Here is a 13,599-nt window from a genome sequence, read left to right as displayed (position 1 = left end):
TTGTCATCAAGTGTTTGCAAAGGCTAGCCATGCGTCAACTTACACTTTCCAGCCCAGTCACGCGCAAACTGCCATGCCACGCGCCCACTGCGCGAACCGCGTCCCAGCGCCCATCGCAGCGCTTCCTCCCGTATAAGTGGCGTTATGTCCTGAACACCATAGAACGCAAGCCAGTAGTGGACAATTTCCAGGTATTGCGTTTGATCAAAGGGATAAAACGATAGCCACAAACCAAAACGCTCCGACAGCGAAATCTTTTCTTCAATCGTCTCACTGGGGTGGATCTCGCCATCGATATGGCGGCTATCAAGATTGTCCCGCATCGATTCTGGCATCAAGTGGCGACGGTTTGAAGTTGCGTAAACGAGCACATTGTCGGATGCCATTGCAATGGAACCATCCAACACAACTTTCAGCGCTTTATAGCCTGGCTCATCGGTTTCAAATGACAAGTCGTCACAATACAAAATAAAACGTTCCGGCCGCCGACAAACTTGCTCAACGATGTCATGCAAGTCGATGAGGTGTTGTTTTTCTACCTCGATCAGACGCAACCCCTTGCTGGCATATTTATTCAGCAACGCTTTGATCAACGATGATTTCCCCGTCCCACGCGCGCCCGTCAGTAAAACGTTATTGGCCGGGTACCCCGATACAAATTGAAGCGTATTTTGATCGATTTGCCGCTTCTGCTCGTCGATCCCATGTAGTGCGTCAAGTACGATGTTATGGGGATGGGCAATAGCCTGGATATAGCCCGTATGCGCGAATTTACGCCACCGGAATGCAATCGAGGTGCCGAGATCGGAAGAAACGTGTTGGGGAGGCAGTATGCTCTCTATCCTTGCCAGTAATTTATCCAACCGATCATAAATTCTATCTGTATCACTCATCTCCATCAGCTTCGATAATCTGCATTGATTCTTACGTAATCATACGAAAAGTCACATGTCCATACCTTGGTTTCGGCATCCCCTCGATTCAGTATGACACGTACCATGATTTCAGATTGTTGCATGACGCGTTGGCCATCCTGCTCACGATAGCTTTTAGCTCGGCCACCTTGCTCTGCAACCAGCACTTCATTGAGATAGAGTTGAATCGCTTCGACGTCTAAATTTTCAATGCCAGCATAACCAATTGCAGCAAGTATCCTTCCCAAGTTAGGATCAGAAGCAAAAAAAGCGGTTTTAACGAGTGGTGAATGTGCAATAGCATAGGCAACTTGTGCGCATTCCGCCTCTGTTTTTCCTTTTTCTACCTGGACCGTTATGAATTTGGTCGCGCCCTCGCCATCGCGCACGATCATCTGCGCCAATTGCTGTGCGACCCGCAAGATTGCATCTTGTAACTGGCTATATTCAGCACTTAACGCATCGACGATCTGTGGATGAGCAGCAGCGCCAGTCGCCAGCAGCAGCAACGCATCATTGGTGGAGGTATCACCATCGACCGTAATTCGGTTGAATGAACGATCTGCTACATGGTGTAGCATTTGCTGCAACAAGGGTTGCGCAATAGGGGCATCGGTTGCGATATAACCCAGCATGGTCGCCATATTGGGATGAATCATGCCCGATCCTTTGGCAATCCCTGTTATCGTGACCGTGCTATCGGCAATTCGGATTTGGCTAGAAACGCCTTTAGGCACAATATCGGTAGTCATGATCGCCTGCGCTGCGGCAAACCAATTATCCGCTTTGAGCGCGCTCACTGCATGCGGCAGCCCTTGTACGATACGCTCGACAGGCAGCGGCTCCATGATCACGCCCGTGGAAAATGGCAGCACTTGTTGCGGCAGGCAGTTAAGTAGCTTGGCCGCTTCCTCGCAGGTCTTGCGTGCGTTCAGGATACCTTCTTCTCCGGTTCCCGCATTGGCATTGCCGGTATTAATGACCAAGGCCCGGATCGAATCGGCAGTTGAAAGATGTGCTTTAGCAACCACAACCGGCGCCGCACAAAATCGGTTTTGCGTAAATACACCCGCAACGCTGATCTGTTCATCAAGCGCAATCACGAGAAGATCTTTTCTATCAGGGCGTTTAATCCCAGCTTCCGTCACGCCGAGCGAAATGCCGCGAATAGGTAATAATTGTTGCGGTAATAAAGGTGGAATATTAACTGGCATATAATGCTATTTTTAAAGAAAAAATCAGAGCGATCATAGCGTATTTTGTATCATCGGATTCATTAGAATGACGCATAGCAGTTTATTTGGCACCTCAAGCCATGCCCGGTAAAATTATGCTCCATCATTTTTTAATACTAAGGGAGAAGCATGAATTTTGATAAGGAGCTCGATGTGCGGGGATTGGTTTGCCCCCTCCCCATCTTGCGCACCAAAAAATCCCTGGCAGACATGACGCATGGACAAATCCTCAAAATCGTCGCCACGGATCCCGGTGCTGTCATTGATTTTCAGGTCTTTGCTGAACAAACAGGGAATCAATTATTGTCTTTAAATGAAGCCGCTGGTGAATTTTTGTTTTATCTACAGAAAAAATAACATTTTACAAATCGATCATCACCCGGGGGGAATCGCGATTCTTCATGCTGTCCACCGTTTGCCCGCGAATTACCTCAATGTCCTGCAACCGTCATCCGCTCAATCAACAACGACCCGCATTGCTTGGAACCTCGCACGATGGTATCGTCACCCACACCAATGATCCCTTGCAGCATTTCTTTTAGATTTCCGGCAATGGTAATCTCTTCGACGGGATAGCTGATTTCCCCGTTTTCAACCCAAAACCCGCTTGCACCGCGTGAATAGTCCCCTGTCACGCTGTTCACGCCATGTCCAAGTAATTCGGTGACCAGTAGACCCGTGCCCATTTTTTTTAATAATGCATTAAAGGACAATGCTGTCGCGTTTTCCAATACCAGATTATGGTTTCCACCCGCATTGCCGGTAGATCGCAAACCAAGTTTACGCGCCGAATAACTCCCGAGAAAATAGCCTTGGACAATGCCATTTTCAACGACAAAGCGGTCACGAGTGGCGACGCCCTCGTCATCAAATATGCAACTTGCCAAGCCCTTCTTGATATGAGGCAATTCACGTATTTGAATATCGGGAGAAAAGATTTGTTTGCCGATACTGTCGAGTAGAAACGATGATTTACGATAAAGACTGGCTCCACTCACCGCTTGCGTAAAATGCCCCATCAGCGTCGAAGCGATCGGTGCTTCAAATAAAACGGGTACATCGCAGGTCGCAATTTTTTTCGCACCCAGACGGGCAATCGTTCGCATTCCTGCTTTTTTACCGACTTCTTCGATAGATTCCAAATCTGCCGCGTCACGCGCGATGCTGTACCAATAATCCCGCTGCATCATGTCCTGCTCGCTGGCAATCATCGCGCAACTGACACTATGCCGTGAAAGGGGGTAGCCGGCGAGAAACCCCAGGCTATTTGCGTAGACAAATTGTGAGCTGCTGAGTGAAATCGTAGCGCCCTCCGAATTGGTGATGCGCTTGTCTACCGCAAAAGCGGCCGCTTCGCACGCTTTGGCCAGTTCGATTGCTTGCTCTACCGACAACGACCAAGGGTGGTATAAATCCAGGTCTGGAAATGAGTTAGCTAATAAATCCGCATCAGCCAAGCCAGCACAATCATCAGCAGCCGTATGGCGCGCAATAGACAGCGCAGCCGTCACCGTATCGCTAATTGCCTGGGGTGAAAAATCTGAAGTACTGGCATGACCGCGCTTCTGTCCTATAAAAACAGTAACGGACAAACCTTTGTCACGTGTGTGCTCTATGGTATCCACTGCACCTTGCCGCACGGTAACATTTAAACCGCAACCATCGGATACATTGGCTTCACACGCGCTTGCACCGCCTTTTTTTGCGTGCGCGAGCATATCGCGCGCAATCTGCTGGAGCGTTTCGAAAGGATATGAAAATTCCTGAGATGGCGAAAGTTGGTTATTCATAAATAGTTAGTGTTAAAAAGATCAACCCACGATGAAATCACAATAGGCATTTCAAGGAAAATTTTACAAGATGCATGCTCAAAGAGCGCTATGATAACAGCTTCTTAGGATTGCATTACACCACTCACCATGCAAAATGACATCCCAGACGAATTAGAGCAAGAACAAACATTGCCACCAAGCAAAACGCGTCGCAAGCATGCCATGCATGCACTGCAGGAGCTAGGCGAACAATTGGTGGCGCTCGATAGCAAACAAATCACCGAAATCGATTTACCTGAAATACTGTTAGATGCCATCCTTGAAGCTAAACGCCTGACCAAACATGGCGCTCGGCGGCGTCAGTTGCAATATATCGGCAAACTGATGCGGGATATTGATGCCGCGCCCATCCAGGAAAAAATCAGTGCATTTCATAGCACCGGCGTGAAACATACCGCTTGGCTGCATCTAGTGGAAAACTGGCGGGAACGTTTAATGACGGATGAAGCCGCTTTTACTGAATTTGGGCAGCATTACCCGCACGCCGATCTTCATCGCCTGCGAACACTGGCGCGTAATGCGCATAAGGAAAAGTTGGCAGGAAAACCCCCAAAAAGTTTCCGAGCTTTGTTCCAGGAATTGCGGACGGTGATCCCGGAAAACGCCACATCGAATCTTTCGTAAAAATGCTAGTCGGTTAATGCTCTATCGGCTCCCCCATCAAATAGGTAAGAAATTTCTGCCGGGTTTCCTTGGATGCATCCCTGAATAACCTGTAGTGGGCATGCTGCCCAGGGTTTTGCATATCCATTTCTATACCCCACAATGGTGAAACCGTTGTCGGCAAATTTGAGTAACGCACATCGACCAATAGATTGGGTTGATCAGGTTGAATTGCGACAAAGCCATCTGAAAAAACCGTGAAGCGCGCGATATCCTTCGCCAAGACTGAGTTTTCAGGTAATGGATCTAGATGCAACGTAGGCACGAATTTTGTGATGGAATCTCCTGCATAAACACGCGCTTCCGAAAATAAACCGACTCGAATTGCATCAACATAGAATTTGCCATCGGTTTCATAAATGGAACGCCATAGCACCAAGTTTCCCAAAGTAGGTTTCACGATCAATTGCTCAATGGTATGCCCTCTCGAAGCAGCCAGGGTTGTTGCCACCGCTTCCGCACGTTGTAACTGCATCCAACCAAACACAAGATAAATTCCTGCGATCGTCAAACCCATTCTGGCAACAATCGTTTTATGCTGCTTATACGCATAGATAACCGCAATCAACAAAATCAAAGTGAAAATGGGGTCGATGACGGAAATAATATTGAGTGCGACACGCCCTTCACTGACTGGCCAGAACAAATGGGTGCCATAGCTCGTCAATGCATCCAGTACACCACTCAAACAGTAACCAAGAAAACAAAATAAATATAGCCGTGAGAACGATAGCCGCCTTCGAACAAACAACCAAAGTATGGCCGCCGCAATGAGCGCCCCCAGCGGAACGAAAAAAAGTGAATGTGTAAAATGACGGTGAAATTCGACGGTGAGCAAGGGGTCATTAGATGACTGTATCAAAATATCCGCGTCGGCTAACAAGCCAGCAAAAAATCCAACCCCTGTGGCGATACGGGTTTCGTGTTGTCGTGCGCCCGCCTGGGCAAGACCCGCACCCAACAACCCCTGTGTGAGTAAATCCATTTTCTAAAGAATTAAAGCAAACTTAAATTTTATAACGGGTTGTTAGTTTACCCTGTTTAGTTGTCACATCGCTATTCGTATACCTGCTTGTTATATCGTTAACGCCACGCATCCTAATGAACATCATCCTAAACGAAAATGACAAAATGCTGCTGATTCCCTTACATGCAAGCTATCTAAAAATCGATCCTACACCCTGAATTCGACTATTTAATAGATAATTAGCAATACAGCAATTTAAAAGCTGCACAAGCAATAGTATTTTTACTGTTAAAGCTTGGCAAAATGATCTACCCTATGCGGAAATAGTCACTAAGCGTGTTAATTTTACTTATCAAACAAAAAGATAGATCAATGAATACAAAGGGACTGATCAAATGAGTGGGATAGCTTGATATATTTTTCTAAAGCATATACTAAAGATGCCCCTTAATGTTGCGTTAATAAAAAGAAGCACATCCTATTAGGAAAACACAAGATGATAGAGTCAAACAAGCTTTATACAGATATATATGCCTTCAGTCAGGAAATCATTGCTGAAAACGTCCGCAGTCTTGATTTGCTCAAAGATACGGTCCCTACGTTGTCCCAATTAGGCAGAATGGCAGCCCAAATGACGGCAGATACCGCCTTTGCTGGAAAAGCAATTATCGCTATCCAGGAATTGAATATTCAGATAGATGCCGATGGTGCAATTTCCGGCAAGCTACAACAAGCGCAAAGCTACACCAATCAGCTATGCGATGCCCTAGGTCAAATGTGCTCTATGACCCAGCAAAATGGGAGTATGGCAGAAAACAGCACCGAACAGGCGTTTACTCACGCAATTACCGCTGCAGATAACCTGCATAATATCCTGGGTTTGTTACAAATTTCTGTCAGCGAACCTATACAAACTCCAGAAGAGATCGTCACCAAATTCTTTGTCGTTTAAGGATAGGGAATACGAAATTAGATCGGCTTTGCCCCACAAATGAAGGCAGCACTATTGTATTCCGGCTGAAATTGACCTTCATGGGGTATGCTGCTCAAGAGCGTCGATACCCGCCTGAGCAATTTGGGCATCTTGATGCGATCGCACACCACTGACGCCGATTGCGCCAATAAATTGGTTTTCCACCACAATCGGTAAGCCGCCTTCGATGGGTATAGCACCTGGCAAACCCAGATAACGAACCTGTCCCTGGGTAACCTGTTCTTCCAGTACTTTGGTTTGCCGCCGGAAAGCGATTGCGGATCGCGCTTTCTGTATGGCAACTTCAATACTGCCATATTGCGTATTATCCAGCCGCAACAAAAACAGCAGGTGTCCGCCATCATCCACGATTGCAATGACGACCGGCCAATCATTGCGCCTAGCTTCAGCTTCCGCGGCTGCAGCAATTATCTTGGCATCATCGAGTGTCAAACAAAGCTTATGCGCTATCATGGTTGCTCCTTAAATAATTCTAAATCCCCGCTCCACCTTCAAAAGTTTCATGGCGGATTTGTGCCTGGGTGATATGACTGCCAGGCGGCACACTCCGTGTTAACCAAACATTCCCGCCTATCGTCGAACCTCGTCCAATCGTAATGCGTCCTAAAATCGTCGCCCCGGCATAAATCACCACATCATCTTCGACAATCGGGTGGCGTGGAATACCTTTTACCAAAGCACCATGCTCATCGACCGGAAAGCGCTTGGCGCCTAATGTAACCGCCTGATAAAGCCTTACGTTACGGCCGATGATCGCGGTCTCTCCGATCACGACACCGGTGCCATGGTCGATAAAAAAGCTACCGCCGATTCGCGCACCTGGATGAATTTCTATTCCAGTCGACGAATGCGCAATTTCGGAAATCATCCGCGCAATCAGCGGAACACCCAGTAAATGTAATTCATGTGCCAACCGGTAATAAGTAATGGCCATGATGCCTGGATAACATACCAGCACCTCATCTACGCTATGCGCGGCCGGATCGCCTTCATAAGCAGCGACGATATCGGTTTCCAACAAACTGCGGATGGCAGGTAGCCGTTTGGCAAATGCTTGTGTAATTTCTACTGCGCGTTCACGATCTTCGTCATTCAAGGATTCCAGTCCAGAGTTGAAATGCAATTCATGCTGAATCTGGACCAGCAGCGCGCGCAAAGTGGTATTCAAAGTGTGTCCAACATAATGATCCACCCCTTCATCAGCCAGGTCGGCAGAACCCAGGCGATTTGGAAACATCGCCGCACTCAACCCTTCGGCGACACCTACCAGAATTTTTCGTGAGGGAAGTTTGGGTGGACGCTTATGTCCCTGCCGATGCTCCAGCGAAGCGATTCGTAAAGTACGTAACTCACCCACGATCTGGTCAATCTCCAGATAGGTGCTTCTTAGCTGGAGATCGCTAATTCTATTCACATTCGTCACTCTATATTCAATCCTTGTTCATTGAACATACCCTCAAAGAGCATACTACTCAAATAGCGCTCCCCGGAATCTGGTAAAACGACAACGATTGTCTTTCCTGTATTTTCCAGTCGCTTTGCATGCCGCAGAGCTGCAGCTACCGCAGCCCCGCTGGATATACCCGAAATAATCCCTTCTTCACGAGCGAGGCGGCGTGCAAACGATATGGCCTCCTCATTGCTTACCTGCTCAACCTCATCCACTAAAGAAAGATCAAGATTCTCTGGTACAAAACCTGCACCGATTCCTTGAATCTTATGGGGTCCTGGAACCAAAGGTTGACCTGACCGCTGCTGAGTAATGACGGGACTCGCTGTGGGCTCTACTGCAACAGATGTCATCGTTTTTCCTTTGGTACGCTTGATATAACGGGATACCCCTGTCATCGTACCGCCCGTTCCGATCCCTGCGACAAAAATATCGACTGCACCATCGGTATCTTGCCAAATTTCAGGGCCTGTCGTTTGTTCATGGATTGCTGGATTAGCCGGATTCTTAAATTGTTGTAACAATACATAACGTGTTGGATCCGAGGCTACGATTTCATTCGCTTTGGCAATCGCTCCGCTCATACCACGAGCCCCTTCAGTGAGAACGAGATTGGCGCCAAAAGCAACCAACAACTTTCTGCGCTCGATACTCATCGTTTCCGGCATTGTCAATGTGAGCGGGATGCCACGCGCGGCAGCGACAAAAGCCAGTGCAATGCCGGTGTTCCCGCTCGTTGGCTCTACCAATGTTTTGCCTGGGACAAGCAATCCACGACGCCCTGCATCCTCGACCATCGCCACTCCGATACGACATTTGACCGAGTACGCAGGATTACGTCCTTCTATCTTAGCGAGTACGGTCGCGACTGCTCCCTCCGTGATGCGATTGAGCCGAACCAACGGGGTACGCCCAATCGATTGGGTATTATCGGAAAACCAATTTGGCATAAAACGTTCCTTTTTCTGGTTGGCTTAACACTTTGCTCATCTGAACAAAAAATATATTCAATATACTTTCTACTTTCCTACGCTAGTGAGCGCTTTTGAAATTTAAATGACATAAAATCAGACTCTAATACTATAATGCGGTTTCTGCCAATCTATTGATAACTATGGAATTCAAAAGGATGGTTTTATGCATTGATATCGATTAGCGCACATGAATGTAATTATAGGTAGTCAGTGTAACGATATGTTATCAGAGGATGACACGGTTTTGTGCCTGCGTAGCGGACATTTATCGATCTGATCCACCACAATTCGGCTATTACACTCTTTCTAGTCGCAGTAAATCCTGATATGAAATCATTCTCCTTTACATCTTTTACATTGTCACGATCTTTGGCTCTCCGCATTTTCGCATTGGCCACCGTATATTTTTTGGCAGGCTCTTTTGGTTTGAGTATGCCTTATATAGGCTCGAATATTACATTACTCTGGCCACCCTCCGGTATTGCACTGGTAGCGGTATTAGTATGGGGGACCGTATGTTGGCCAGGTATTTTCCTCGGTTCTTTGTTGATTAATTTATCTGCAGGAGCGCTCCCCCTTGGGGCTGCGCTTACTATCGCATTCGGCAATACCCTCGCTCCGTTACTCGGCGCACTCATTCTAAAAAAAAGTATCTCTTTCGATCACATTTTCACGCATGGAAAGGATGTCGTCGTATTTATCCTAGTTGCGTCCTGCATCATGGTATTGAGCGCAACCAATGGCATATTGTCGCTTTATGTGAGCGAATTGTTGCCAGGTGAGTTAATTCTGAGTGCGTGGCTAGTTTGGTGGCTAGGCGATACGATTGGCGTCATGATTTTTGCACCTCCCCTGCTTGCATGGGCAAGCTATCAGGCAACATCAGGACATCGGCATGTTCACCGTCGCTTTGAACTTATATTAGTGATGGGCTGCTGTATTGCGATGACATGGCTCGTTTTCGGCGATACCCTCTCACTCGGCCATCTTAAACTCTCGCTTGCCTTTCTGGTATTTCCCCCATTGATTTGGGCGGGGCTGCGTTTTGATGTCCTCGGCGCTTCCATTGCCGCTTTATCGATTACTTTACTTGCCGTTTGGGGAACCTCTCAAAATCTTGGTCCGTTTGCTCGAGGCAACTTCCACATCGACCAACTAACTTTATCTCTGTTCATCGCAACGACAGTGCTTATCTCGTACATGATGATCGGCATTCAGGCAGGAAGACGGCTCGCCATACAAAATTTGCGCGACAGTGAATCTCGTCTCCGCATGGCGCTGATTGCATCAAATCAAGGTTTTTTTGATCTAAATGTGCAAACCGGATCGACAACCGTTAGCCCCGAATATGCCCAGATGCTGGGATACGATCCACAAACTTTCGAGGAAACCCACAACCGCTGGCGTGACCGCATGCACCCGGAAGATCGAGAAGCCGTTTGTCGACTCTACCAGGACTACCTACAGGGCCAATGCGATGACTACCGGGTAGAATTTCGCCAATTAACCCAGCAAGGTGATTGGAAGTGGATCTTTTCGACGGGTAAGATTGTTGAGCGGGATGAGCGCAATCACCCACTACGCATGTTAGGCATACATACGGATATCAGTGACCGGAAAGCTAAGGAGCTGGCGTTACGTAAAAGTGAAGAAGCACTGCGCCGCGCACAATCTCTTGCCAAGCTGGGCAGCTGGCATTTAGATTTAAAAAATAACGTGCTGACGTGGTCTGAGGAAACCTTTCAAATCTTCGGTTTTAAAGAATGTACACCTCTGGATTATGCACACTTCCTTACCTACGTTGTACCAGAAGATCGCAGTCTGGTTGAGAATGCTTGGCAAGCCGCTTTGCGGGGCGAACCTTATGATATCGAGCACCGGATTCATATTAGCGGGAAAATCAAATGGGTCAAAGAACAGGCTGAAGTTACTTTTGACAATAGCGGCAAGCCTATCGAAGCACTCGGTACTGTTCAAGATATCAGCGAACGAAAGTTTGCTGAAGAAGCCATCAAACACGCAAAATCATTACTGCGCACAGTAATTGACGCAACCCCAGATTGGATATTCGTTAAAGATAAGCTACATCGTTTTATGCTGGTCAATCAAGCGTTGGCCAATAGCCAAGGCATTGATCCAGAAGGAATGATCGGAAAACCCGATTCTGATTTTTGGCCGCAGCATTTGTGTGTGGGCGATCCGGCTCAGGGCATAAAGGGGTTTCATGCCGATGACAATGAGGCACTCTCCGGAAAAACCATACATAATCCTGCTGACCCGGCGACACTCGCAAATGGGCAGCTACGCTGGTTCGACACCTTAAAGCTACCCTTACGGGATACCAGCGGAGAAATCATTGGTGTCCTGGGATATGCGCGAGACGTAACTGATCGGATGCAAGTGGAATCGAAATACCGAACGCTGATTGAGCAAATTCCCGCTGTCACCTATATCGTCGATATCAATCCGATTGCACACATTTTTTATGTTAGCCCACAAATAGAAACTCAGTTTGGCTTTAGTGTGCAGGAATGGCTTAACGATCCCCATCTATGGGTTAAACAGATACACGATGATGATCGAGAACGAATTTTCGATAGCTTTTCTGCGAGCCTTGCGACAGGCGAATCCTATAACAGGGAATATCGTATGATCAAGAAAGATGGCACAGTCGCTTGGGTGAGGGATGAAGCCACCTGGTTGAAAGACAGTGCAGGGAAGCCCATTTTGCTTCAAGGCGTCGTTTTTGATATCACGATGCAAAGACAAGCAGAAGAAAAATTAAATTCAGTCATCGAAGAGCTGCGTATTTCTGAAAAGCATCAGCGTGAACTGCGTACGTTTGCGGAACGAGAACAGAGCCGCATGAGTGCGCTATTATCCGCAATGAACATCGGCATTCTGTTTGAGGACGAAAAACAATGCATCGAATATCTCAATCCCGCATTTCTGCGGATGTGGGGAATCAGTGAACGAGAAAACTTACTGAATCTGTCAACCCGCACGTTACTTGAGCACGCTACTAAGCATTATGTTCAACCTCCTCATGCCGCAAGCTACGTACTTGCCGAACTGGATGCACATGAAATCAGTGAACGATTTGAGATCGAGCTCAACGATGGACGCATTCTGACGCAATTGTCCTACCCGGTTTACGATATCAAAAATCGCGCTATTGGCAGGCTTTGGATCTATGAAGACGTTACCCAAGAAAGGCAAACGGCACAACAGCTCATTTACCTGGCCGAACGCGACCCCCTGACGGGGCTATATAATCGTCACCGTTTCCAGGAAGAACTGGATGACTTGATCGCAGTCTCTTTGCGCAATCAAAGCAAATTTGCCTTGCTCTATTTTGACTTGGATGATTTCAAATACATCAATGACACCTTTGGTCATCGGGCGGGAGATACGGTATTGGTTCGAACGGCTGGCGAAATTTCCACCATAGTCCGGCAAATCGATATATTTGCGCGCTTGGGGGGCGATGAATTTGCCATTTTGAGTCAACTCCAGCCTAAAGATGACATCACTGCCCTGCCAGCGCGTATTGTTGGAACGGTTGCCTCAATTCCGATGCGCTTCCGGGAGACAAACCTTCGCCTGACCAGTAGTGTCGGGGTCGCCGTCTTTCCTGAACATGGCGAAACAGCGGAAGATCTCATCGCGCATGCCGATGCCGCAATGTATCAAGCCAAGAATAAAGGCAAGAATACCTGGGCCGTGTACGATCCGACACGCGACGCTTCTGAGGCCATGGTACACCGCATGACTTGGTATAACCGAATCGCACAAGCCCTTGAGCAAGATCTTTTTGAAATTCACTTTCAAGGTGTCTATGAAACAAATCAAGGATCGCTAGCCCACCTAGAAGCCCTTGTCAGGATGCGAGACCTCGATGCACCCGATAATTTGATCATGCCAGGCCAATTCATTCCAATTGCAGAAAAAAATGGACAGATCGTCAATATAGACCGATGGGTGATAAAGCAGTGTATTTTGCTGCTCAGCCAGCGTACGGATATGCCGTCGATAGCGATTAATATTTCGGGCCGTACCTTCGATGATCCAGCAATACCTCATTATATCCGCGGGTTATTAACCGAATTCAAGGTCGATCCCAGACGTCTCATCATCGAACTCACTGAGACCGCAGCCGTATCCGATATTCAAGACGCTCAACGCTTCATTGAAGCCGTTCATCAAGCAGGGTGCCGTGTGTGCCTGGATGATTTTGGCAGTGGGTTTTCTACCTTCAGCTATCTGAAGTATCTCGGTGTTGAAATACTCAAAATAGACGGCTCATTCATTCATGATCTTCCCAGTAACCGGGACAATCAGATTTTTGTCAAAGCTATGGTAGAAGTTGCTCGTGGATTGGGAAAAGCAACGGTTGCTGAATTTGTCGAAGATGCTGCCACCATGAAAATGATAAAAAGCCTGGGCGTCAACCTTGCCCAAGGCTATTACCTTGGGCGTCCAGGAGCGGCCATTCCCTGTTCATCATAAATCCTAGATACCGAAATCAATGATAGAATCCATCCATCTTCAGCAAATGGGAGTATCTTGC

General features: G+C 47.4%; 11 protein-coding genes. 4 read left to right on the top strand and 7 right to left on the bottom strand.

The genetic code is table 11. The features are described 5' to 3' along the window. Positions 1–23: 23 nt before the first annotated feature. Positions 24–893 carry an ATP-binding protein gene (locus C8R30_RS06180; RefSeq protein ID WP_107783103.1) on the bottom strand — a complete coding sequence of 290 codons (870 nt, stop codon included), beginning with the start codon at positions 891–893 and terminating at the stop codon, positions 24–26. A gap of 5 nt (positions 894–898) precedes the next feature. Next, a complete protein-coding gene (argJ, locus tag C8R30_RS06175; RefSeq protein ID WP_107783021.1) occupies positions 899–2,128 on the bottom strand; it encodes a bifunctional glutamate N-acetyltransferase/amino-acid acetyltransferase ArgJ in 1,230 nt (409 codons plus the stop codon). Positions 2,129–2,278: 150 nt separating this feature from the next. On the opposite strand from argJ, the gene C8R30_RS06170 reads away from it, so the two are divergent. Continuing rightward, complete coding sequence (locus tag C8R30_RS06170; protein WP_090668156.1) at positions 2,279–2,506, top strand: sulfurtransferase TusA family protein; 228 nt, start codon at positions 2,279–2,281, stop codon at positions 2,504–2,506. 74 nt (positions 2,507–2,580) lie between these two features. On the opposite strand, the gene pmbA is transcribed toward C8R30_RS06170, so the two are convergent. After that, positions 2,581–3,939, bottom strand: a complete 1,359-nt coding sequence (pmbA, locus tag C8R30_RS06165) for a metalloprotease PmbA (RefSeq protein ID WP_090668158.1) — start codon at positions 3,937–3,939, stop codon at positions 2,581–2,583. A gap of 129 nt (positions 3,940–4,068) precedes the next feature. Between pmbA and yjgA the strand changes: the two genes are divergently transcribed. Continuing rightward, positions 4,069–4,605 carry a ribosome biogenesis factor YjgA gene (yjgA, locus tag C8R30_RS06160; RefSeq protein WP_107789770.1) on the top strand — a complete coding sequence of 179 codons (537 nt, stop codon included), beginning with the start codon at positions 4,069–4,071 and terminating at the stop codon, positions 4,603–4,605. A gap of 13 nt (positions 4,606–4,618) precedes the next feature. Here yjgA and C8R30_RS06155 read toward each other — a convergent pair whose 3' ends face one another. Further along, the gene (locus C8R30_RS06155; RefSeq protein WP_107789769.1) at positions 4,619–5,629 is read right to left on the bottom strand and encodes a metal-dependent hydrolase; all 1,011 of its coding nucleotides are present in this window, start codon (positions 5,627–5,629) and stop codon (positions 4,619–4,621) included. Between the two features lie 478 nt (positions 5,630–6,107). On the opposite strand from C8R30_RS06155, the gene C8R30_RS06150 reads away from it, so the two are divergent. Further along, positions 6,108–6,563 carry a hypothetical protein gene (locus C8R30_RS06150; RefSeq protein ID WP_107783023.1) on the top strand — a complete coding sequence of 152 codons (456 nt, stop codon included), beginning with the start codon at positions 6,108–6,110 and terminating at the stop codon, positions 6,561–6,563. A 78-nt stretch (positions 6,564–6,641) separates the two neighbouring features. Here the strand turns inward: C8R30_RS06150 and C8R30_RS06145 are convergent, their stop codons facing one another. Genes C8R30_RS06145 through cysK form a run of 3 tightly spaced genes read right to left on the bottom strand, consistent with a single transcriptional unit; the run spans position 6,642 to position 9,005 of the window. Then, positions 6,642–7,058, bottom strand: a complete 417-nt coding sequence (locus C8R30_RS06145; protein WP_107789768.1) for a GlcG/HbpS family heme-binding protein — start codon at positions 7,056–7,058, stop codon at positions 6,642–6,644. Positions 7,059–7,077: 19 nt separating this feature from the next. Further along, on the bottom strand, positions 7,078–8,019 hold the full coding sequence (gene epsC, locus C8R30_RS06140; RefSeq protein WP_239654201.1) for a serine O-acetyltransferase EpsC: 942 nt from the start codon (positions 8,017–8,019) through the stop codon (positions 7,078–7,080). A 5-nt stretch (positions 8,020–8,024) separates the two neighbouring features. Then, positions 8,025–9,005, bottom strand: coding sequence for a cysteine synthase A (gene cysK, locus C8R30_RS06135; protein WP_107789767.1), 981 nt, complete (start codon positions 9,003–9,005; stop codon positions 8,025–8,027). A gap of 351 nt (positions 9,006–9,356) precedes the next feature. Between cysK and C8R30_RS06130 the strand changes: the two genes are divergently transcribed. Further along, positions 9,357–13,538, top strand: coding sequence for an EAL domain-containing protein (locus C8R30_RS06130; protein WP_107789766.1), 4,182 nt, complete (start codon positions 9,357–9,359; stop codon positions 13,536–13,538). Positions 13,539–13,599 lie beyond the last annotated feature (61 nt).

The sequence above is a fragment of the Nitrosomonas nitrosa genome (assembly GCF_003051105.1).
GTDB classification, from domain to species: Bacteria; Pseudomonadota; Gammaproteobacteria; order Burkholderiales; family Nitrosomonadaceae; genus Nitrosomonas; species Nitrosomonas nitrosa.
The sequence above is the reverse complement of the archived record's forward strand: the minus strand, read 5'-3'. Positions and strand labels throughout refer to the sequence as shown.

Coding starts and splice junctions, on each gene's coding strand:
- C8R30_RS06145 (WP_107789768.1), bottom strand. CDS start 7,058: ATGATAGCGCATAAGCTTTGTTTGACACTCGATGATGCCAAGATAATT.
- C8R30_RS06170 (WP_090668156.1), top strand. CDS start 2,279: ATGAATTTTGATAAGGAGCTCGATGTGCGGGGATTGGTTTGCCCCCTC.
- C8R30_RS06180 (WP_107783103.1), bottom strand. CDS start 893: ATGAGTGATACAGATAGAATTTATGATCGGTTGGATAAATTACTGGCA.
- C8R30_RS06130 (WP_107789766.1), top strand. CDS start 9,357: ATGAAATCATTCTCCTTTACATCTTTTACATTGTCACGATCTTTGGCT.
- pmbA (WP_090668158.1), bottom strand. CDS start 3,939: ATGAATAACCAACTTTCGCCATCTCAGGAATTTTCATATCCTTTCGAA.
- cysK (WP_107789767.1), bottom strand. CDS start 9,005: ATGCCAAATTGGTTTTCCGATAATACCCAATCGATTGGGCGTACCCCG.
- C8R30_RS06150 (WP_107783023.1), top strand. CDS start 6,108: ATGATAGAGTCAAACAAGCTTTATACAGATATATATGCCTTCAGTCAG.
- argJ (WP_107783021.1), bottom strand. CDS start 2,128: ATGCCAGTTAATATTCCACCTTTATTACCGCAACAATTATTACCTATT.
- C8R30_RS06155 (WP_107789769.1), bottom strand. CDS start 5,629: ATGGATTTACTCACACAGGGGTTGTTGGGTGCGGGTCTTGCCCAGGCG.
- yjgA (WP_107789770.1), top strand. CDS start 4,069: ATGCAAAATGACATCCCAGACGAATTAGAGCAAGAACAAACATTGCCA.